At 72.3% G+C, this 18941-nt stretch carries 21 protein-coding genes and 1 riboswitch; of the genes, 11 read left to right on the forward strand and 10 right to left on the reverse strand.

The annotated features are described in order from the left end of the window. Positions 1–26 precede the first annotated feature (26 nt). On the reverse strand, positions 27–923 hold the full coding sequence (locus ASF35_RS04660) for a MerR family transcriptional regulator (RefSeq protein ID WP_055963517.1): 897 nt from the start codon (positions 921–923) through the stop codon (positions 27–29). 116 nt (positions 924–1039) lie between these two features. Here ASF35_RS04660 and ASF35_RS04665 point away from each other — a divergent pair, with 116 nt between their 5' ends. Beyond that, positions 1040–1330, forward strand: a complete 291-nt coding sequence (locus ASF35_RS04665) for a WhiB family transcriptional regulator (RefSeq protein WP_055963520.1) — start codon at positions 1040–1042, stop codon at positions 1328–1330. 154 nt (positions 1331–1484) lie between these two features. Here the strand turns inward: ASF35_RS04665 and ASF35_RS04670 are convergent, their stop codons facing one another. Together ASF35_RS04670 and ASF35_RS04675 are read right to left on the reverse strand one after the other, a co-directional pair. Further along, positions 1485–2636: an AI-2E family transporter gene (locus tag ASF35_RS04670; RefSeq protein ID WP_055963524.1), complete on the reverse strand. Its 1152-nt coding sequence runs from the start codon at positions 2634–2636 to the stop codon at positions 1485–1487. Continuing rightward, positions 2633–3343, reverse strand: coding sequence for a uracil-DNA glycosylase (locus tag ASF35_RS04675; protein ID WP_055963527.1), 711 nt, complete (start codon positions 3341–3343; stop codon positions 2633–2635). Before ASF35_RS04675 ends, ASF35_RS04670 begins: the two co-directional genes overlap by 4 nt. Before the next feature lie 99 nt (positions 3344–3442). On the opposite strand from ASF35_RS04675, the gene ASF35_RS04680 reads away from it, so the two are divergent. Beyond that, positions 3443–4642, forward strand: a complete 1200-nt coding sequence (locus tag ASF35_RS04680) for an MFS transporter (RefSeq protein WP_055963531.1) — start codon at positions 3443–3445, stop codon at positions 4640–4642. Between the two features lie 45 nt (positions 4643–4687). On the opposite strand, the gene ASF35_RS04685 is transcribed toward ASF35_RS04680, so the two are convergent. Both ASF35_RS04685 and ASF35_RS04690 read right to left on the reverse strand, forming a co-directional pair. Beyond that, positions 4688–6124 carry an aspartate aminotransferase family protein gene (locus tag ASF35_RS04685; protein WP_055963534.1) on the reverse strand — a complete coding sequence of 479 codons (1437 nt, stop codon included), beginning with the start codon at positions 6122–6124 and terminating at the stop codon, positions 4688–4690. Then, entirely contained in the window at positions 6117–7448 is a 1332-nt protein-coding gene (locus tag ASF35_RS04690; RefSeq protein ID WP_055963537.1) for an MFS transporter, read from the reverse strand. The genes ASF35_RS04685 and ASF35_RS04690 overlap by 8 nt, the downstream gene beginning before the upstream one ends. 272 nt (positions 7449–7720) lie before the next feature. Here ASF35_RS04690 and ASF35_RS04695 point away from each other — a divergent pair, with 272 nt between their 5' ends. Further along, the gene (locus ASF35_RS04695; protein ID WP_055963540.1) at positions 7721–8428 is read left to right on the forward strand and encodes a GAP family protein; all 708 of its coding nucleotides are present in this window, start codon (positions 7721–7723) and stop codon (positions 8426–8428) included. Between the two features lie 3 nt (positions 8429–8431). Here ASF35_RS04695 and ASF35_RS04700 read toward each other — a convergent pair whose 3' ends face one another. Together ASF35_RS04700 and ASF35_RS04705 are read right to left on the reverse strand one after the other, a co-directional pair. After that, positions 8432–9889, reverse strand: coding sequence for a trehalose-6-phosphate synthase (locus ASF35_RS04700; protein ID WP_055963542.1), 1458 nt, complete (start codon positions 9887–9889; stop codon positions 8432–8434). 90 nt (positions 9890–9979) lie between these two features. Next, positions 9980–11041 (reverse strand): Gfo/Idh/MocA family protein, encoded by a 1062-nt coding sequence (locus tag ASF35_RS04705; protein ID WP_082495365.1) that lies wholly within the window; start codon positions 11039–11041, stop codon positions 9980–9982. Positions 11042–11115: 74 nt separating this feature from the next. Here ASF35_RS04705 and ASF35_RS04710 point away from each other — a divergent pair, with 74 nt between their 5' ends. From ASF35_RS04710 to ASF35_RS04725, 4 genes are read left to right on the forward strand one after another with little or no spacing between them, the layout of a single operon-like run. Further along, positions 11116–11412 (forward strand): DUF3263 domain-containing protein, encoded by a 297-nt coding sequence (locus ASF35_RS04710; RefSeq protein WP_055963545.1) that lies wholly within the window; start codon positions 11116–11118, stop codon positions 11410–11412. Positions 11413–11425: 13 nt separating this feature from the next. Next, on the forward strand, positions 11426–11974 hold the full coding sequence (locus ASF35_RS04715) for a LytR C-terminal domain-containing protein (protein ID WP_055963548.1): 549 nt from the start codon (positions 11426–11428) through the stop codon (positions 11972–11974). A 30-nt stretch (positions 11975–12004) separates the two neighbouring features. Next, entirely contained in the window at positions 12005–12820 is an 816-nt protein-coding gene (otsB, locus tag ASF35_RS04720) for a trehalose-phosphatase (RefSeq protein ID WP_055963551.1), read from the forward strand. Positions 12821–12830: 10 nt separating this feature from the next. Next, entirely contained in the window at positions 12831–13292 is a 462-nt protein-coding gene (locus tag ASF35_RS04725; protein WP_235499104.1) for a hypothetical protein, read from the forward strand. 7 nt (positions 13293–13299) lie between these two features. Here the strand turns inward: ASF35_RS04725 and ASF35_RS04730 are convergent, their stop codons facing one another. Beyond that, a complete protein-coding gene (locus ASF35_RS04730) occupies positions 13300–14772 on the reverse strand; it encodes an MFS transporter (RefSeq protein WP_055963554.1) in 1473 nt (490 codons plus the stop codon). A gap of 91 nt (positions 14773–14863) precedes the next feature. Between ASF35_RS04730 and ASF35_RS04735 the strand changes: the two genes are divergently transcribed. After that, on the forward strand, positions 14864–15448 hold the full coding sequence (locus ASF35_RS04735) for a TetR/AcrR family transcriptional regulator (RefSeq protein WP_055963558.1): 585 nt from the start codon (positions 14864–14866) through the stop codon (positions 15446–15448). A 51-nt stretch (positions 15449–15499) separates the two neighbouring features. Here ASF35_RS04735 and ASF35_RS04740 read toward each other — a convergent pair whose 3' ends face one another. Next, a complete protein-coding gene (locus ASF35_RS04740; protein WP_156367954.1) occupies positions 15500–15874 on the reverse strand; it encodes a hypothetical protein in 375 nt (124 codons plus the stop codon). 217 nt (positions 15875–16091) lie between these two features. Next, positions 16092–16217: riboswitch (SAM riboswitch) on the forward strand. Positions 16218–16233: 16 nt separating this feature from the next. On the opposite strand from ASF35_RS04740, the gene thrC reads away from it, so the two are divergent. After that, entirely contained in the window at positions 16234–17541 is a 1308-nt protein-coding gene (thrC, locus tag ASF35_RS04745; protein ID WP_369797003.1) for a threonine synthase, read from the forward strand. A gap of 48 nt (positions 17542–17589) precedes the next feature. Next, on the forward strand, positions 17590–17871 hold the full coding sequence (locus tag ASF35_RS04750) for a ubiquitin-like small modifier protein 1 (protein WP_055963564.1): 282 nt from the start codon (positions 17590–17592) through the stop codon (positions 17869–17871). Between the two features lie 142 nt (positions 17872–18013). On the opposite strand, the gene ASF35_RS04755 is transcribed toward ASF35_RS04750, so the two are convergent. After that, the gene (locus tag ASF35_RS04755) at positions 18014–18418 is read right to left on the reverse strand and encodes a DUF4870 domain-containing protein (protein ID WP_055963566.1); all 405 of its coding nucleotides are present in this window, start codon (positions 18416–18418) and stop codon (positions 18014–18016) included. A 261-nt stretch (positions 18419–18679) separates the two neighbouring features. Between ASF35_RS04755 and ASF35_RS04760 the strand changes: the two genes are divergently transcribed. Then, entirely contained in the window at positions 18680–18880 is a 201-nt protein-coding gene (locus tag ASF35_RS04760) for a cold shock domain-containing protein (protein WP_055963570.1), read from the forward strand. The last annotated feature ends 61 nt before the right edge of the window (positions 18881–18941 follow it).

The following is an 18941-nucleotide window of genomic DNA, read 5'->3' on the forward strand; positions in this document are numbered from 1 at the left end:
TGTCAGAACGGTGGGAGGGGCGCCGGTCACGCGTCGACGGGGTGCAGGGCGATGGCGTTCTTCACGGCCGCGACGGCCTCGGCCAGGTCGGTCGCGACCTGGAGGCTGTCGACGCTCCACCCCGGCCCGCCGAGGATCAGCTCGGACTGGTCGCCGGCGGCGTCGACGACCGACGACAGGGCGCCCGCGTCGAAGTGCACGATCGAGGCCCAGAGGAAGACGGCCGCGGGTCGGAGGCGCAGGGTCATGGCCGAGATGGCGCTGAACGGCGTGCGCTGGCCGAGCATGTGACAGCCGACGCCGTCCTCGGCGAGGGCGCACTGCAGGGCGAGCAGGGGCAGGACGTGGTGCTCGTCCTCGGCGCAGGCCAGCAGAACGGGGCGGTGGTCCTGGTGCCGAAGGCGTCGGGCGGCGAAGCGGGCCCGCAGGGCGGTGTGCAGCGCGTCGCTGACGAGGTGCTCGCCGTCGACGCCGATGTTGCCCTGGTACCACTCGTCGCCGATGCGTCGCATGCTCGGCGCGATGTGGTCGCTCCACGCGTGGAGGGTGCCGAGATCCTCCAGCTTGCGCGTGAACAGCGTGCGCAAGCCCTCGGCGTCGTACGCCCGGGTGGCGGCCACGATGGCGTCACCGAAGTCGGCGGCGTCGCCGTCGACCTCGACGGGGTCGCCACTGAGTGCGGCGCGCGCCGCGGCCGCGGGCCCGAGGCCACTGCTGATGAGCAGGTTCATGCGCTCGAGCCGCTCGACGTCGGTGGCGTCGTAGCGGCGGTGGCCACCACTGCTGCGGGCGGTGGGGCCGAGCTCGTACCGGCGCTCCCACGTGCGCAACGTGGAGGCGGGCACCCCGAGACGAGCCGCGACCTCACCGACGGACAGGAGGATCTCCTGCCGCTGCGCGGTGCTCGGATCGGGCGGTGTCATGCCTCAACTATAGAACTTGTTCACCCGCTTGCCAACCTGAACAAGTTCGGGGTACGTTCTGAACAACCCCGAGATCGACCCCCGATCTCACTCCCCATGCAGCGAAGGAGCCCATCATGGCGAACCTCAAGAACCTGCCGCTTCCGCTGCAGGAGGTCTACGAGTGGCAGTACCAGGGCGCGTGCCAGGGCCTGGAGTCGGCGCGGTTCTTCTCGCCCGACGCCGAGCGCGGCTCGCGACGTCGCGACCGTGAGGCCGCCGCCAAGGCGGTCTGCGGCACCTGCCCCGTGATCACCGAGTGCCGCGAGCACGCCCTCGCCGCGCGTGAGCCCTACGGCGTGTGGGGCGGACTGACCGAGCACGAGCGCACCGCGATCCTGCAGCGCTCCGCCGACGTCCCAGCCTGACGACGCAGCCTGACGATCCGGCCTGGCCGACGGGCCGGCGCGACGGGCCCGCGAAGGCGATCGACCGCTCAGAACAGCACTGACGAGCCAACCCCGACCTGCGGGGTTGGCTCTTCGGCTTCCACGGACCAGGTGCGACGGGCTCGCGCCGACGTCAGTCCGCGTCGTCGGCGACCTTGCCCTCGGCCAGCAGTGCCGCGGCGTGGGAGTCCTCGGGTGGAGCCTCGGGGTCCACGCCGTCGTCGATCTGCTCGTTGATGTAGCGCAGCAGCACGGCGGTGGTCGCCGCGACCGGCACGGCCAGGAACGCGCCCGTGACCCCGAACAGGGTGCCGCCGGCGGTGACCGACAGCAGCACGACCCCGGCGTGGAGGTTCATGGTCTTGCCCTGCAGCCACGGCGACAGGACGTTGCCCTCGAGCTGCTGGACGGCCAGCACGATAAGTGCGGCGATCACGGCGGCCTTGAAGTCGTTCGTCACCAGCGTCACGAGCACCGCGAGGATGCCGCTGACGAACGCGCCGACGATCGGGATGTAGCCGCCGAAGAACGTGATGACCGCGAGGGGGATCGCGAGCGGCACGCCCAGGATCGTCAGACCGATGCCGATGATGACGGCGTCGATGAAGGACACCAGGGTCTGGGTGCGGATGAACCCGCCCAGGGTGTTCCAGGTGCGGCCGAGCAGCTCGGTCGCGTGCTCGCCGGCCCGGCGGCCGCCCAGCGTGGCCAGCCACGGGAGGAAGCGGTGGCCGTCCTTGACGAAGAAGAACGTGAGCATCAGGACCAGCACCAGGTTGATGACGGCGTTCGTCGCGGCGCTCAACGTCGAGAAGATGCCCGAGCTGATGGCCGCGGCGCTCTCCTGCAGCTTGTCCTGCACGGCGCTGATGGCGCGGGTGATCTGTCCGTCGGACAGCTGTAGCGGTCCGTCGGTGAGCCAGTCGCGCACCCGCTGCAGGCCGTCGGAGGCCTGCGAGGCGATGGCCGGCGCCTGACCTGCGACCTGAGGCGTGAGCACCGCGATCGCACCGACGATCGCCGCGATGAAGCCGATCATGACGAGGGCCGCGGCCAGGCTGCTCGGCACCTTGTGCCGACGCAGCCAGGTGACCGGGGGCGCCAGGACGGTGGCCACGAGCAGGGCCAGCGACAGCGGGAAGAACACCATCCAGAGGTGCCCGACGATCCAGCCGAGCACGTACACGGCGGCGGCCAGCACCACGAGGCGCAGCCCCCACCGCTGGAGGACGGCGAACGCCTGGTCGATGACCACGGCGCGATCGCGGACGGTCGGAGTGCTCATCCTTGCAGGGTAGGCGCCGCGGTCGGTGGGATCGGCGGGACCCGCCAGTCGACGGGTGCGCTGCCCAGCTCGAGGAGGTGCGCGTCGACGCGGCTGAACGGCCGCGAGCCGAAGAACCCCCTCGATGCGGAGAGCGGGCTGGGGTGGGCACTCGCGACCGCGGGAGTGTCGCCCAGCAGGGGCTGCAGCTTCTGGGCGTCCCGCCCCCAGAGCACCGCGACGAGCGGCCGGTCGCGGGCCACGAGGGCCCGGATCGCCTGCTCCGTGACGCGCTCCCAGCCCATCCCGCGGTGGCTGGCCGGGGCGCCGGCCCCCACCGTCAGCACCCGGTTGAGCAGCAGGACTCCCTGCTCCGACCACGCCGTCAGGTCCCCGTGGGGCGCGCGAGGGATGCCCAGGTCGGCCTCGAGCTCGGTGTAGATGTTGGCGAGGCTGCGGGGAAGGGGGCGCACGTCGGGGTGGACCGAGAACGACAGACCCATGGCGTGACCGGGCGTCGGGTACGGGTCCTGGCCGGCGACGAGCACCTTCACGTCGGCGAGCGGTTCCCGGAACGCCCGCAGGATCGCGTCGCCGTGGGGCAGCCACGGTCGGCCGGCCTCGGTCTCGGCCCGCAGGAGCTCGCCCATCCGGGTCACGTCGTCGGCGACCGGCGCCAGGGCCTCGGCCCAGTCGGGTGCGACGAGCTCGTGCAACGACTTCGGCATGACCTCACCCTAGGCAGGATCGGGACGTGGTCGCCCGTCCGGCGACCTCGTGAGGGCGATGGCGTTCCGAGAACGGCGCGCCCTAGACTCTGGGGCGCAGTGTCAGCCATCACCGCGTACCGCACGCTGCTGCGGATCGTCGGGCCCGCCTACGTCGTCGTAGCCTTCCTCGGGCGAGTTCCGCTTGCCATGAGCCAGATGGGCACGCTGCTCCTCGTCAGCGGGGCCACGGGTCGCTACGCGCTCGGCGGTGCGGCCGCCGGCGCCCTCGCCGTGGCGAACGCCGTCGGTGCACCGTTCTTCGGGTCGTTGGCGGACCGCATCGGTCAGCGTCCCGTCGTGCTCGCCCAGTCGTGGGCCGGAGGGGCAGGACTCGCGGCGATCGTGTGGACGACGCAGTCCGATGCGTCACCTGCCGCCATCATCGTGGTGGCGGCCCTGGCCGGGCTCGCCACGCCCCAGATCGGTCCGCTGGCCCGCGTGCGGTGGCAGCCGATCACCCGTCGCGCTCCCGACCAGCGCCGGCTCGTCGACGCGGCGTTCTCCTACGAAGGAGCGGCCGACGAGGTCTCCTTCGTGCTCGGCCCCGCCACGGTCGGGCTGCTGGCGGTCGTGGTGGCCCCGGGCGACGCGCTGCTGGTGGCTGCGGGGCTGCTCGTGGCCTTCGGGTCGTGGTTCGCACTCCACCCCACCGCCGCGCTCACCCGACCCGAACCGGGGGCCGTCCGGTCCGACGCGCCCGTGATCACCGGGGTCCTCGTCGTGCTCGCTCTCGCCCAGATGCTGATCGGCATGCTGTTCGGTGCCACGCAGACGGGGTCCACCGTGCTGGCCACCGCCGCGGGCGAGCCCGGCCAGGCCGGTCTCATCCACGCGACGCTCGGGGTCGGCAGCGCGATCGCCGGCCTCGCGATCGCCGCCCTGCCCGAGCGCATCGGCTACCCGACGCGCATGGTCGCGTCCGCGTCCGCGCTGCTCGTCCTGTCGGTGCCGCTTCTCCTGGTGCAGACCATCGGGCAGCTCGTCGCCGTGATCGCCCTGCTGGGCTTCGCGGTGGCGCCGTACATGATCAGCAACTTCGCGATGGCTGGATCCGTGGTCGAGCCCGAGCGCGTCGGCACCGCCATGACGTTGCTCGCCGGTGCCACAGGCATCGGGTACGCGCTCGGCTCGACGGTGGCGGGCCGCCTCGCCGACCTCGGCGGCCACACCCCGGCGTTCGCGGTGACCGTCACCGCCACGGCGCTGGCCCTGGTGCTCTCCCTCGCCTTCCGCGCACGGCGCGGGTCGTCGTCCTGAATGTGCCGGGTCGGCGTTCCCTCGGGTCGGACCCCGGTCCATGTCTCACCGGGTGAGGCGGTCCAGGAACGCGACGAGCAGGGCCTCGCGCAGGCGCGGGGGCGCGACGTCAAGCAGGGCGTTCACCGGCGCCATCTCCTGCGGCACGGACACCTCGCCGCTGCCGTCACCGAGGCCCGCGGTCTGCAGGAGCAGGTCGAACGTCGCGTCGTCCAGTGTGGCCGGGTCGAGGGACTCGGCCACGGCGCGCAGCTCGGCGTCCACCGTCACCGGACCGGCCGCGACCGCATCGGCCGTCGCGGCGGCGAGGTCCTCCAGCAGCTGCGGGACCTGCGGGGCGGTGGCGGCGCACATCGTCAGGTGCAGCGTCGCCGGCTCGTCGTGCCACGACATCTGCGGCTGCACGAACCAGCCGCGGGCGAGCATGCGGTCGCTCAGCGTGAACACGTCGAGCGCGTCGTCGGCGCCGACGCACAGCAGCGTCGAGTCCGGGGGAACCACCACGTGCAGGTGGTCGATGGCGTCGATGCCGTCGGCGAGCGTCCGGGTGGCGTCGACGGTCTGGCGCACGAGCCGGGCGTAGCCGTCGGCGCCCAGGTAGCGGACCACGGCCCACGCCGCCGCGAGGGGCCCACCGGACTTGGTGGACTGCACGGTGGAGTTGAGCATCGTGTAGCCGGGCCAGTCGGCACTCGCGTAGAACTGCGCCCGCCGGGGTGCGGGGTCGGCGAACAGCAGCAGCGAGACGCCCTTGGGTGCGTAGGCGTACTTGTGCAGGTCGACCGAGACGCTGGTGACACCGGGGACCGCCAGGTCCCACGCCGGTGCGTCGTCCACCCACGGGAGTACCCAGCCGCCGATGCAGGCGTCCACGTGGAGCCGCAGGCCGCGAGCGGACGCCTCGGCGGCGATCTCGGGGACGGGGTCGACCACGCCGTGGGCGTACGAGGGCGCCGACACCGCCACGAGCACCACGCGCTCGCCGAGCCCGTCGATCGCCTCGACCATCGCGCCGACGTCGGCGCGACGGGTCCGCGGGTCGACGTCGACCGCCACGAGCTCCACCCCGAAGTAGTGGGCGGCCTTGTGGAACGCGGCATGGATCGTGGTGGGCACGACCATGGCCGGGCGGTCGACGGGCGAGGCGTCGCGCGCGGCCTTGACGGCGAGCAGGATCGACTCGGTGCCGCCCGACGTGACGGTGCCGACCGTCTCGGGCGGTCCGTGCAGCGCGTCGCGCGCGAAGGTCACGAGGTCGCGCTCCATGCGCAACAGGCTCGGGAACGCGGTGGGGTCGAGCCCGTTCGTCGCTCCGTACATCGCGAGCGCCCGGCGGCCGAGCTCGTCGGCCTCGGCGATGCCCGAGTCGTAGACGTACGCCAGGGTACGGCCGCCGTGCGTGGGCAGGTCGCCGGCGCGCAGCTCCTCGAGCTCGGCGATGACGGCCTCGGGAGTGGGATGGCTGGGGGAAGAGTCAGGCACGGGCGAGCTCCTCGTCGAGGTGGTAGCGGCGCAGCAGCAGGAGGCTGAGCGCGATGATCGCGGCGGGGACCAGCGAGAACCCCAGGGTGATCGCGGTGAGGGCCGAGTCGGGCTGCGTGACGTCCTGGCCGCCCGTGGACGAGACGTACCCGCCGACCGCGAGCACGAGAGCGAACAGGCCCGGACCCAGTGCGAGGCCCAGCGTCTCGCCGGCGGTCCAGACGCCGGTGTACACGCCGATGCGGTTCTGCCCGCTGCGGCGGGCGTCGCGAGCCGCGACGTCGGGCAGCATGGCCATCGGGAACACCTGGGCGCCGGCGTAGCCGATGCCCACCAGGGCTGCGGCGGGGTAGACGACCACCGCCGTGGCGTCGCGTGCGGAGAGCAGGCCGAGCGCGCCGACGACGAGCAGCAGCGTGGCGACGGTGTACCCGGCACGCTTGCCGCGCCCGGCGAACAACCGCTCCCAGAGCGGGGTCACGAGGAGGGCCGGGCCCACGAAGGAGGCGAACAGGAACGTCGAGGCGGCCGCGGAGTCGAACAGCTCGTCCGCCACGTACGCCACGCCGGCGAGCATGGCGCCGACGCCGAGCGCCTGGAGGACGAAGCAGCCGAGCAGCGCGCGGAAGTCGCGGTCCCCCGACACGAGGGCGAGCTGCTCGCGCAGACCTCCCAATGGCGGCGCGACGTCGAGCCGGGGCGCCTCGCGGGTGCCACGCCACGCACCGACGACGCCGAGCACCAGCAGCACCGCGACGTAGACGCCCATGACGCGGTACCCCGCAGCGTCGGAGTCGCCGTCGCCCACGGCGTCGACCACCATCGGGGCCGTGGCGCCGGAGAGCAGGATCGCGAGCGCCAGCACCGCGACCCGCCACGTCATCAGGCGGGTGCGCTCGGCGTAGTCCGACGTCATCTCCGCCGGCATCGCCACGTACGGCACCTGGAAGAACGCGTACGCGCTCGCGCAGCCCAGGAACATCACCACGACCCAGGCGCCCGCCAGCACCGACGGCTCCGTGGGTCCGGCGAACATGAGCGCGAAGAACACCGCCAGCAGCAGCCCGCCCCGCAGCAGGAAGGGGCGGCGTCGGCCCTGGGGGTGCGTCGAGGCGTCGCTGATGCGCCCCGCGATCGGGTTGAGCACCACGTCCCACGCCTTCGGCAGGAAGACGATCACCGCGGCGACGACGGCGGCGATGCCGAGCGTGTCGGTCAGGTACGGCAGGAGGAGGAGTCCCGGGACCGTGCCGAAGGTGCCCGTGGCCACGCTGCCGAGCGCGTAGCCGCGCCGGACCCGCGGGGGCAGCGGCGTCGACGTCATGGCGGTCAGGCTAGGCGAGGCCGGGGCCACCGGCGGTCCCACGCGTCTCGACGATTCCCAGGTCGACCTGGGAATCTCCCGTTCCGCACGGATTCCTCACCCCTGCACGGGTTGCTCTCCGTGCGGGTGTGAGATCTCCGTGCCTCCGATCACCCGTGCAGGGTGCGCGGACTCGGCCGGCACGGCGGGACGGTGGGCGAGATGACGTGACGCGTTGCGATGTGGCACGGTCGGCGTGGGGCGCGCGACGTGGCGCGCGGGAGGGGGAACGCATGACGTGGGCGGAGCTCGCCGGCCTGGCCGGCCTCGCGCTGGTCGACAGCACCAGCTTCGGCACGCTGCTCATCCCGCTCTGGATGCTGCTCGCGCCGCGAGTTCGGCCGGGTCGGGTGCTGCTGTTCCTCGGGACCGTCGTGGTCTTCTACTACGCGGTCGGCGTCCTGCTGCTCCTCGGCATCGACGTCGCCGTGGAGGCGGCCTCCGACGTCGGCGGAGCGCTCGCGGACAACCGGCCGCTCACGATCGCCCAGCTCGTGGTGGGCGTGGGGCTGTTCCTCTGGAGCTTCCGCGTCGAGAAGAAGGCCAAGGAGCAGTCCGGACCGAGTCCGCGCGCCAGACGCTGGCGTGCGGCGCTGCAGGGCGAGGGCGTCCCCGTGCGCACGACCATGGGCATCGCGCTCGTGGCAACCGTGCTCGAGGTCGCGACGATGCTCCCGTACCTGGCCGCCATGGGCCTGCTCTCGCGTGCCGACGTCGACCGTCCGGTCCAGCTGCTCGTGCTCGTGGGCTACGTGCTCGTCATGGTGCTGCCGGCCCTCGTCCTCCTCGTGCTCCGAGTCGCGGCCTCCCGACTCGTGGAGCCGTGGCTCGAGCGGGCCGACGCCTGGATGTCGGCGCGCACGGGCTCGATGATGAGCTGGGTCATCGGCATCGTCGGCTTCTTCGTCGGCATCGACGCGTTCGACCGGCTCTTCGGCTGACCGTCAGCGCCGACGCGTGCTCGTCTCGGGGTTGCTCCGCGCGGGCCGGGGCGTCTTGTCGTGCGTGCGCCTGACGTTGCGCAGGTCGTCGAGGAAGCTGTTGGCCCACGTGTCGATGTCGTTCTCGACCACCTGCTTGCGCATGGCCTTCATGCGGCGGTGGCGTTCCTTCTCGGGCGCCTGCATGGCCTCGACCAGGGCCTCCTTGAGGCCGTTGATGTCGTACGGGTTCACCCGGTAGGCGTGGCGCAGCTCGGCCGCTGCGCCGGCGAACTCGCTGAGCACCAGCGCGCCGTCGTCGTCGTAGCGGCACGCCACGTACTCCTTGGCCACCAGGTTCATGCCGTCGCGCAGCGGTGTCACGACCATGACGTCGGCGGCCCGGTAGAGCGCGGCCATCTCCTCGCGCGGGTACGACGCGTGCAGGTACGTGATCGGCTGGGCGCCGATGCGGCCGACGTCGCCGTTGATGCGGCCCACGAGCCGGTCGATGTCGTCGCGCAGGATCTTGTACTGGCCCACCCGCTCGCGCGACGGCGTGGCCACCTGCACGAACACCGCGTCCTCGACGTCGACGGAGCCCTCGGTGATGAGCTCGCCGAAGGCGCGGAGCCGCTGCCGCAGACCCTTGGTGTAGTCGAGGCGGTCGATGCCGAGCAGCACGCAGCGCGGGTTGCCGAGGCTCTCGCGGATCTCCGCGGCCCGGGCCGCCACCTCAGGTCGTCGGGCCATCTCCTCGAAGCCGGCGGAGTCGATGGAGATCGGGTAGGCGCGGGCCGTCACGATCCGGCCGTCGTCGAGGTAGACCGTGTCACGGTGGGTCTTGTTGCCGACGCGCTGCCGCACGAGCCGCACGAAGTTCTGCGCGGCGCCGGGCAGCTGGAAGCCGACGAGGTCGGCACCGAGCAGGCCCTCGAGGATCGAGCGACGCCACGGAAGCTGCTGGAACAGCTCGTTCGGCGGGAACGGGATGTGCAGGAAGAAGCCGATGCGCAGGTCGGGCCGGAGCTCGCGGAGCATCTGCGGCACGAGCTGCAGCTGGTAGTCCTGCACCCACACCACGGCGTTCCTGCGCGCGACCTTCGCGGCCCGCTTGGCGAAGCGCCGGTTCACCTCGAGGTAGGAGTCCCACCACTCGCGGTGGAACTCCGGCGGGGCGACGACGTCGTGGTAGAGCGGCCAGAGCGTGCCGTTGGAGAAGCCCTCGTAGTACTCCTCGTACTCCTGGCTCGTGAGGTGCACCGGGACGAGCGTGATGCCGTCGTGCTCGAAGGTCCGCAGCTTCTCGTCGGGAGCGCCGTGCCACCCGATCCAGGCTCCGCCGTTGCGGCGCATCACGGGCTCGAGGGCGGTCACCAGGCCGCCGGGGGAGGTGCGCCAGGTGGTGCTGCCGTCGGGCTGGACCACCCGGTCCACGGGCAACCGGTTGGCGATCACCACGAAGTCCGCCGTTGCCGCCATGGCTCCACCCTAGGCGAGCGGCGGGACCGCGCCCGTCGACCGCGCCGGGCGAGCCGGGTCGGTCAGCGCTGGCCGGTCAGCACTGGCTGGTCACCGATGAGCGTGCGTGCCGATCTGCTCGAGGATCGTGTCCATCAGCTCCTGGATCTGCAGGGTGGCCTCGAGCGGCAGCAGCGCCGACGCGGTCCGTCCGTCCCGCAGGCAGGCCGCGACCTCCTCGGCCTCGTGGGCGTACCCGCGTCCGGTGACGGGCACGTCGATCCGCTCACGCTCGTCCCCGCGCACGAGCGTGAAGGACGTGGGGTGGTGGAAGCGGCCGTCGATCTCGATCCGTCCGTCCGTGCCGGCGATCGACGCCGTGCTGTCGGACTGGGCGAGCTGCGTCCACGCGATGCTCGAGACGGGCTGGTAGCCACCGGACCCGCGAGCCTCGTGCACCAGCGTGGCCCCTCCCGCCACGTCGAATCCGCGCGCGTGCAGCGCGCCGGCGGCGGTGACGCTGTGCGGGTGGCCGAGCACCAGGTGGGCGAAGGTGAGCGGGTAGATGCCGATGTCCAGCAGCGCGCTGGCCCCGAGCTCGGGGTCCCACAGGCGTGCGACGTCCGGGCCGGCCGCGAACCCGAGGGCTGCCCTGAGCTCGCCGACCTCTCCGATCGCGCCGGAGTCCACGCGCCGCTTCACCTCGCGGATGACGGGGTTCGTGCGCATCCACATGGCCTCGGCCAGGAACAGGTCCGTCTCGCGTGCGCGGGCGACGAGCTCGCGTCCGCTCGCGACGTCCAGCGTCATGGCCTTCTCGCACAGCACCGGCTTGCCGGCGTCGAGGCACAGCAGCGCGTCCTCGAGGTGGCGGCTGTGCGGGCTCGCGACGTAGACGACGTCGACGTCGGGGTCGGCCACGAGCTCGTCGTAGCTCCCGTACGCGCGGGCCGTCGGCGTGCCGTGCTCGTCGAGGAAGGTCTGGGCCCGCGTCCGGTCGCGCGAGCCCGCGGCTACCACCTCGTGGTCGGGCAGCAGGGCCAGGTCCCGCGCGAAGCTGCCGGCGATGTGTCCGGTGGCGAGGATGCCCCAGCGCAGGGGCCGGTCGGCGGGGACGGCCGCGGCGGCGCGCTGGTCGTTGCTGGGCTGGATGCTGCTGGGGGACTCGGCCATGCCTCCACGCATACCAGAGCAGCAGTCCGCCGAAGCGAATGACACCACTGTCATTCCTGGGTTAGGGTGACGCCATGAGCGCAGTGGAGCAGTCGAGCCACGACCCGGCACGTCCGGGCAGCACCTTGACCGACCGCGACCTCGACATGCTGTCGATGGAGCGGCTGTGGTGGCAGTTCGCCGGGGCCAAGGAGCAGGCCATCCGCGAGAAGTTCGACATGTCCGCCACGCGGTACTACCAGCTGCTGAACGCCCTCATCGACAGCGACGACGCCCTCGCCTTCGACCCGCTGCTGGTCAAGCGTCTGCGTCGTCTGCGTGCTCAGCGCCAGCGCAGTCGCTCGGCGCGCCGCCTCGGCATCGATCTCTGAGTCGCGGTCGCGGGTGTCCGACCACCGCCGCACGGTGACCCGCCGGGCGCTCGTGCTGCCCACCTGGGCGCTCCTCGCGGTCGGCGGGGTGGTCGTGCTGGCAGGAGCCTGGCTCGCCTGGCTCCTGGTCACCGGCCCCGACGACGACGCCCCGGTCGCGTCGGCGAGCTCGAGCCCTGCTGCGTCCGAGCCGTCCGCCACGCCCACGCCGGAGCCCACCGAGACGACCGAGCCGGAGCCCGAGCCCACCGAGACCAGCGAGCCCGAGCCCACCGAGCCCGCGGTCGACCGGTCGTCGATCCAGGTCTCCGTCCTCAACGCGTCGCGCACCCAGGGCCTGGCCCGCACGGTGGGCCAGCGGGTCACCGCCGAGGGCTGGACCGTCGGCGCGGTGGGCAACTGGCGCGGCTACTCGGCGGCCAACACCGTGCACTACCCGCAGGGCCGCGAGGCGGAGGCGCGGCAGCTGGCCGACGACCTCGGCATCCAGGCCGTGGCCCCGATCGTCAACGGGATGAGCGGCCAGCGGCTCACGATCGTGCTGGTCGGTCCCGTCTCCTGAGTCGCGCTCCGCGGCTGCGATGATGCTCGGGTGCCCGCGGCAGACCACCCCACGCCCGACGTCCCGGCGTCGCTGCTCGTCGACCCCCGGCAGATCCTGCTCGGACTGGACTTCGACGGCACCCTCTCGCACGTCGTCGACGACCCGACCCGGGCCTTCGCGCACCCCGACGCCGTCACGGCCGTCGCCCGTCTGGGTCACGTGCTGGGGCAGGTCGCGATCGTCACCGGCCGTCCGGTCGAGCAGGCGCTGACCCTCAGCGGGTTCCGTGGGCTCGCGGGCCTCGAGCGGCTCGTGATCTGTGGGCAGTACGGAGCGGAGCGGTGGGACGCCGAGGTCGACGTGCTCGAGCGTCCCGACCGTCCGGACTCGGTGGAGCGGCTGGCGTCGATGCTTCCCCAGTGGCTCGCCGACCACCGCGCAGGGCACGTCCGCATCGAGGACAAGGGCCTGGCGGTCGCGATCCACACGCGGGGCATCGACGCGGACCTGATCCACGAGCTCGAGGGCCCGCTCCGGGCGCTCGCCGCGGACCTGGACCTCGAGGTCGAGCCGGGCCGCCAGGTGCTCGAGCTGCGCGGTCACGCGACCGACAAGGGGGTCGCGCTGCGCGACCTCGTGGAGACGACCGGCCTGCGGAGGGTCGTCTACGTCGGCGACGACCTGGGCGACCTGCCGGCCTTCGAGGCGGTGGAGCACCTGCGCCGCAGCGGTGGCGACGGTGTCCTGGTGGCGTCGGCGTCGGGCGAGCAGGACGCGCTCGTGAGTCGCTCCGACGTGGTGCTGCCCGGACCCGACGGCGTCGCAGCGTGGCTCACGGCCTGGGCCGACGCCCTCGACGCCTGAGTGCTGCACCGTGAGCATCCCCGGGGAGCGCCTGCCGGTCCACACGCCGTGGACGCGCGTCCGGACGGTGCTGAACTGGGTCAACCTGAGCACCGTGGCCGGCCTCGTGGTCGCGTGGCTGGGCGGCGCCACGATCGAGCGGAACGGGCGCGGCACCTACCTGGCGGGCGGCTACCGATGGCGCTTCCCGGTGGCGAGTGCCTTCACGCTCGGCTCCGTGGTCGTGAGCACCCACGACCACGCCTGGCTGCGCGACCGGCCCCGGCTCCTGCAGCACGAGGACCGGCACGTCACCCAGTACGCCTGGTTGGTCGGTCCGGTCATGGTGCCGCTCTACCTGCTGGCGGCCGGGTTCTCCTGGGTGGTCGCGGGCGACCACTCGTCGTACAACCCGTTCGAGCGGCTCGCGGGCCTGGACGACGGCGGCTACCCGCCCGTGACGACGCGACGTCGGCGTCGGCACGGGCGGTGAGCAGGGCTCAGTCGACGGTCCGGTCCGGCCGGCCCGGGACGAACAGCGCGGCGACGAGCGCCACGCCGACCGCGCCCGCGGCGGCGAGCAGCGACGGACCGATCGCCCCGTCGTAGCCCTGCGGCGAGATCGAGCCGCCGGCTCCCTGGAAGACCGCGACGATGACCGCGATCCCGAGCGCCACGCCGAACTCGCGGACGGTGTTGTTGGCCGAGCTCGCGATCGCGAGGTCGTCGTCGGGCAGTCCGTCGAGCACGGCGGTCGACATGGGGGCGAACGTCAGGCCCATGCCGACGCCGGCCAGGACCAGGGGGACCACCAGGTCGCCGTAGCCCGACCAGCTCTCGACGACCGACGCGAACCACACGAGCGACACGGTCTGCAGGGAGAGCCCGACGACCAGCAGCGACCGGGCGCCCAGGCGGGGGACGAGTGCTCCGGCGATCGGGGCGACCACCATGGGTGCGGCGGTCCAGGGGAGCGTGCGCAGACCGGCCTCGAGCGGGGAGTAGCCCTGCACGACCTGGAGGTACTGCGACAGCAGGAACACGCTGCCGAACATGCCGAGGCTGAACATGAGGCCGATGACGTTCGCCGCGCTGAACGCCCGGCGACGGAACAGGCGGAGCGGGAGGACGGCGTCGTCACCCGGGCGGGTGGATCGGTCGAGCCGTGCGGCCCATGTCAGGTACCCGAGCGCGAGGGCCGAGGCGGCCACGAGGGTGCCGACGACCCCGGCGGAGGACCACCCGTCGTCGTTGCCGTGGACGATGCCCCAGACACCTGCGAAGACCGCACCACCGAGCAGGAACGTGCCGACGACGTCGGGGCGTCCGGGCGCGGAGCTGCGCGACTCCGGGGTGGCGAGCAGGAGCAGCGGCACGGCGACCAGGGCCACGGGCACGTTGATCCAGAAGATGGCCTGCCAGCTGAGCCCCTCGACCACGGCGCCGCCGATCACGGGCCCGACGGCGACACCCAGCCCGGCCACGCCGCTCCAGATGCCGATCGCGGCCGCTCGCGCCGCGGGGGGCACGGCGGCAACGAGGAGCGTGAGCGACAGCGGCACGATCGCCGCGGCGCCGACGCCCTGGAGGGCCCGCGCCGCGATGAGGGCCTCGGCCGACCCGCTCAGCGCGGCGGCCACGGACCCGAGCGTGAAGACGCCGATGCCGGCCAGCATCACGCGTCGTCGTCCGAGGCGGTCGCCCACGGCGGCCAGCGCGAGCATGAACGTCGCGAAGGGCAGCGTGTAGGCGTTCATGAACCATGACAGCTGGGTGTCGGTGGCGCCCAGGTCGGACTGCACGACCGGCAGGGCGCTCGTCATGACCAGGTTGTCGAGGGTGGCCATGAACATCGGCAACGAGGCCGCCGTGAGGGCGAGCGCCGTGCGTCGGCGCGCGGAGGTCGTGGTCGCCGACGGCGTGCCCGTGGGCGGTGGGGCAGAGGCGGGGGAGTCGAGGGTGTCGGTGGTCATGGGAGTGCTCCTGGGGAGGGGGCCGAACGTAGAAGGCATCGAATGATTACTTGTGGACGACTTTAAGTAATCGGGTGATAACCTGTCAACCATGACCCCTCGGATGAGTGCCGACGCCCGCCGCGAGCTCGTGCTCGAGGCCGCCACCCGCGCCTTCGCCCGGACGGGGTACGCCGGGACCAGCACCGACGCTGTGGCCAAGGAGGCCGGCGTCTCGCAGCCCTACGTCGTACGGATCTTCGGCACGAAGCTCGAGCTGTTCGTGGAGGTGTTCGACCGCGCGACCCGTCGCATCATCGACGCCTTCGAGCACGTCATCGCCACGCAGGTGATCGACCCCGACTCCGAGGAGGGCCTCTCGCCGCTCGGCCAGGCCTACGCCGACCTGGTCCTGCGCGACCGCGACGCCCTGCAGCTCATGGTCCACGGGTTCGCCGCCGCGACCGATCCCGAGATCGGGGCGTTCGCGCGGTCGCGCATGACCGAGATCTTCCAGGTCGTCCGCGGCACCGGGATCGACGACGACCGGGCCCGTGACTTCGTGGCCCACGGCATGCTCATCAACGTGATGCTGGCCATCGGCGCCCCGGAGCACGTGACGGGCGACCCCGCGCTGCTGGCCCTCACCGACTGCGTGTTCGGCGACGTCGCCGACTCGCTCACCGAGGCCTCCTAGGCCTGCCGCGGGAACCGGGGTCGGGTCCCGTGCGTCACACGTGCGCCCGGTTCACCGAGGGCCGGGGCCCCCGCGACGCTCCGCTGCCCAGCGCAGGCTGAGCTGCACGTCGGCCAGCCCCTCGAGGCGGGTCTCGACCTCGGCCAGGCACACCACGACGTCGGTGGGGTCGTCGTGCTCGTGGCACTCCGCCGTCGACTCCGAGAGCGTCGGCGGGTGCTCGCTGCTGCCGTCCAGCCGGAACACGCTGAAGCCGTTCTCGGCATCGCCCTCCACGGCCACGATCGTGTGCCCCGGCAGGCGGTGCCGGCTGGACGGCGGGTCGGCGAGGACGGCGCTGCTCAGCAGTCCGGCGGTGACGGCGAGAGTCGGCGCAGCCACGAGCGTGGCGGCACGGGTGCGGAGTGGACGGATGGTGAGCGGCATGGTGAAGACCTCCGACGTCGGCACCGGTCGGTCCGGTGCGGTCGACGGGACATGGCCCTCGTGGCCGGCGCGACGCCCGGCTGCGCCGACGGCTGTGGACGACCACGGGCGGCGCGCTCGCCTGCGGCTCGATCTGTGGACGCCCGCTCCGTGGACCGTTGCGTCTCGCATCGCGGACCAATTGGACACATGGTGAGACGCCTGCCTACGCTGGACCTGCTCATCCAGAGGGGTACAGGGACACGGCCCGACGACGCCCCAGCAACCAGCTCCACCGTCCACCCAGGACACCGGAGCCAGGTGCTCATTCCGTCCCGACCAGAGAGGTCGGGAAAGATGACCAGGAGGCTTTCGTGAGCATCACCACCGCCCCGTCCACCACGTCCGCGGCATCCGACGTCGACCAGGCCGAGGTCGCCCAGCGCGGCTCGCTGCGCGACGGCGCCTTCGGGTCCGCCACCGGGCTCGTCTGCCGCGAGTGCGGCGCCACGCGACCGCTCGGCCCGCACTACGCGTGCGACGACTGCTTCGGCCCGCTCGAGGTCGACTACGACTTCGGCACGGTCACGCGCGAGCAGATCGAGAGCGGCCCGCGCAACATCTGGCGCTACAAGGCGCTCCTGCCGGTGCCCGACGACATCGAGTCCAGCCCGAACACCGAGCCCGGCTTCACGCGGCTGCTCGAGGCGCGCAACCTCGCCGCCGAGCTGGGCCTGACCAGGCTCTGGGTCAAGGACGACAGCACCAACCCCACCAACTCCTTCAAGGACCGCGTCGTCGCGTGCGCCCTGAGCGCCGCCACCGAGCTGGGCGCGAAGGTCTTCGCGTGCCCGTCGACCGGCAACCTCGCGAACGCCGTGGCCGCCGCCGGGGCGCGCGCCGGCATCCGCACCGTCGTGTTCATCCCGAGCAACCTCGAGACGCCCAAGCAGGTGAACTCGGCCGTCTTCACCGACAACCTCGTCGCCGTCGAGGGCAACTACGACGACGTCAACAAGCTCGCGAGCGAGATCGCCGGCGAGGAGGACGGGTGGGCGTTCGTCAACGTCAACGTCCGACCGTTCTACGCCGAGGGCTCCAAGACGCTGGGCTACGAGATCGCCGAGCAGCTGGGCTGGCGCCTGCCCGACCAGATCGTCATCCCGGTGGCCTCCGGCTCGCAGCTGACCAAGGTGCACAAGGCGTTCAAGGAGCTCATCGACCTCGGCCTCGTCGAGGACAAGCCCTACAAGGTCTTCGGCGCCCAGGCGCAGGGCTGCAACCCGGTGGCCACGGCGTTCGCCGAGGGTCATGACGCGATCCGCCCGGTCAAGCCCGACACGATCGCCAAGTCCCTCGCCATCGGCAACCCCGCCGACGGCATCTACGTGCTCGACATCGCGCGGGCCACCGGCGGCGCCGTCGAGCAGGTCAGCGACGACGAGATCCGCGACGCGATCGTGCTGCTGGCGCGTACCGAGGGCATCTTCACCGAGACCGCCGGCGGCACGACGCTGGCCGTCCTGAAGAAGCTCGTCGAGACCGGGCAGCTCGACCCGGACCTCGAGACGGTGTTCATCAACACCGGCCACGGGCTCAAGACCCTCGACGCCGTCTCGGGCCGCGTCGGCCCGGCCGCGACGATCGCCCCCACGTACGACGCGTTCGTCGCCTCCGGCCTCGCCTGAGCCGACGACCGCTCCCGCCCCTCACCCCTCGATCGACTGGAGACCACCGTGTCCGTGTCCGTCCGCATCCCCACCATCCTGCGCAGCTACACCGGCGACTCCTCCAAGGTCGAGGCCGACGGCGCGACGCTCGCCGAGGTGCTCGACTCGCTCGAGTCGTCCTACGCCGGCATCAAGGCCCGCATCGTCGACGAGGACGGCAAGCTCCGCCGCTTCGTCAACGTGTACGTGGCCGAGGAGGACGTGCGCTTCGCCCAGGGCCTCGAGACCCCCGTCAAGGACGGCGCGCAGATCAGCATCATCCCCGCCGTCGCCGGCGGCTGCGCCTGATCCTCGTCCTGCGGGTGGGCAGCCGAACAGGCGCACCGGCGCACGGAGACCTCACGCCCGCACGGGAAGCAACCCGTGCAGACGTGAGGAAGCCGTGCGTGCCGGGCGATTCCCAGGTCGACCTGGGAATCTCCGAGCCGCGTCAGCGGACGAAGCGGGGGGTGAGCGGCGGGTTCCACCACTCGCCGTTGCTGGCGCGCACCGCGCCGACGACGTGCAGCACGACGGCCCAGACGATGACGATCCCGTAGGTGACGAAGCCGATCAGCACCAGCATGAGCGGGAGCGAGAGCAGCAGCAGGATGCCCGTGGTGATCTGGACGTTGAGCGAGTTGGCCGCCTGGCGGCGGGCGTACTCGCCACGGTCCTTGTAGACGAGATAGATCACGAGGGACGCCACGAAGCCGAGGGTGCCTGCGCTCAGCACGAGGGCGGCCGCCGGCACGGCGTGCACGATGACGCCGATGCTGCGCTGGGTGTCGTCGGACAGGGGCTCGCCCTGCCCGGTGCCCTGGCCGGGCGCGGGCTCGTGGGGATAGGCGGTCATGAGAGTCCAGCTCCTCGATCGATGTTCGTGTGCCTCCACTGAAGCACGCCGACCGAGCAGCGCACCCTGTTCCCGGGGTGCGGCCAGGGTGCGGTCAGGGTCGATCGGGGTCCATCCCGAGGGCGGTGTCGCAGGCCGGTCGACGGGCTGGGTGACCAGCGGGTGAACCGCGCTCTTCTGCGCCGCGACCGGCGCGTATAGGCTCGGCGTCAGATCGGTCCGGGCAGGTGGTTCGATCGCGTCACCAGGTGGGAGTTCGTCATGGTGCAGGGCACCGTCAAGTGGTTCAACGCCGACAAGGGCTACGGCTTCATCGAGGTCGAGGGCCAGGGTGACGTCTTCGTCCACTGGTCCAAGATCAAGTCCGACGGCTACAAGACGCTCGAGGACGGCCAGGCGGTCGAGCTCGAGGTGGTCGACGGCCCCAAGGGCCGTGAGGCCCAGGAGGTCGTCGGGCACTGACCCGGTGACGGGCGCCGTCGCTGCCCGTCGTGACCACGCGCACCGGACGCCCGTCGACGTC

Origin of the sequence: Aeromicrobium sp. Leaf291 (assembly GCF_001423365.1) — a bacterium.
Taxonomy (GTDB): domain Bacteria; phylum Actinomycetota; class Actinomycetes; order Propionibacteriales; family Nocardioidaceae; genus Aeromicrobium.

Bases quoted from the DNA above. Each gene is read 5' to 3' on its own strand.
- ASF35_RS04700 (WP_055963542.1), bottom strand. From the start codon at position 9,889: ATGGCGGCAACGGCGGACTTCGTGGTGATCGCCAACCGGTTGCCCGTG.
- ASF35_RS04755 (WP_055963566.1), bottom strand. From the start codon at position 18,418: ATGACCGCCTATCCCCACGAGCCCGCGCCCGGCCAGGGCACCGGGCAG.
- ASF35_RS04665 (WP_055963520.1), top strand. From the start codon at position 1,040: ATGGCGAACCTCAAGAACCTGCCGCTTCCGCTGCAGGAGGTCTACGAG.
- ASF35_RS04710 (WP_055963545.1), top strand. From the start codon at position 11,116: ATGAGCGCAGTGGAGCAGTCGAGCCACGACCCGGCACGTCCGGGCAGC.
- ASF35_RS04760 (WP_055963570.1), top strand. From the start codon at position 18,680: ATGGTGCAGGGCACCGTCAAGTGGTTCAACGCCGACAAGGGCTACGGC.
- ASF35_RS04690 (WP_055963537.1), bottom strand. From the start codon at position 7,448: ATGACGTCGACGCCGCTGCCCCCGCGGGTCCGGCGCGGCTACGCGCTC.
- ASF35_RS04735 (WP_055963558.1), top strand. From the start codon at position 14,864: ATGACCCCTCGGATGAGTGCCGACGCCCGCCGCGAGCTCGTGCTCGAG.
- ASF35_RS04695 (WP_055963540.1), top strand. From the start codon at position 7,721: ATGACGTGGGCGGAGCTCGCCGGCCTGGCCGGCCTCGCGCTGGTCGAC.
- ASF35_RS04705 (WP_082495365.1), bottom strand. From the start codon at position 11,041: ATGGCCGAGTCCCCCAGCAGCATCCAGCCCAGCAACGACCAGCGCGCC.
- ASF35_RS04730 (WP_055963554.1), bottom strand. From the start codon at position 14,772: ATGACCACCGACACCCTCGACTCCCCCGCCTCTGCCCCACCGCCCACG.
- ASF35_RS04740 (WP_156367954.1), bottom strand. From the start codon at position 15,874: ATGCCGCTCACCATCCGTCCACTCCGCACCCGTGCCGCCACGCTCGTG.
- ASF35_RS04670 (WP_055963524.1), bottom strand. From the start codon at position 2,636: ATGAGCACTCCGACCGTCCGCGATCGCGCCGTGGTCATCGACCAGGCG.
- ASF35_RS04660 (WP_055963517.1), bottom strand. From the start codon at position 923: ATGACACCGCCCGATCCGAGCACCGCGCAGCGGCAGGAGATCCTCCTG.
- ASF35_RS04675 (WP_055963527.1), bottom strand. From the start codon at position 3,343: ATGCCGAAGTCGTTGCACGAGCTCGTCGCACCCGACTGGGCCGAGGCC.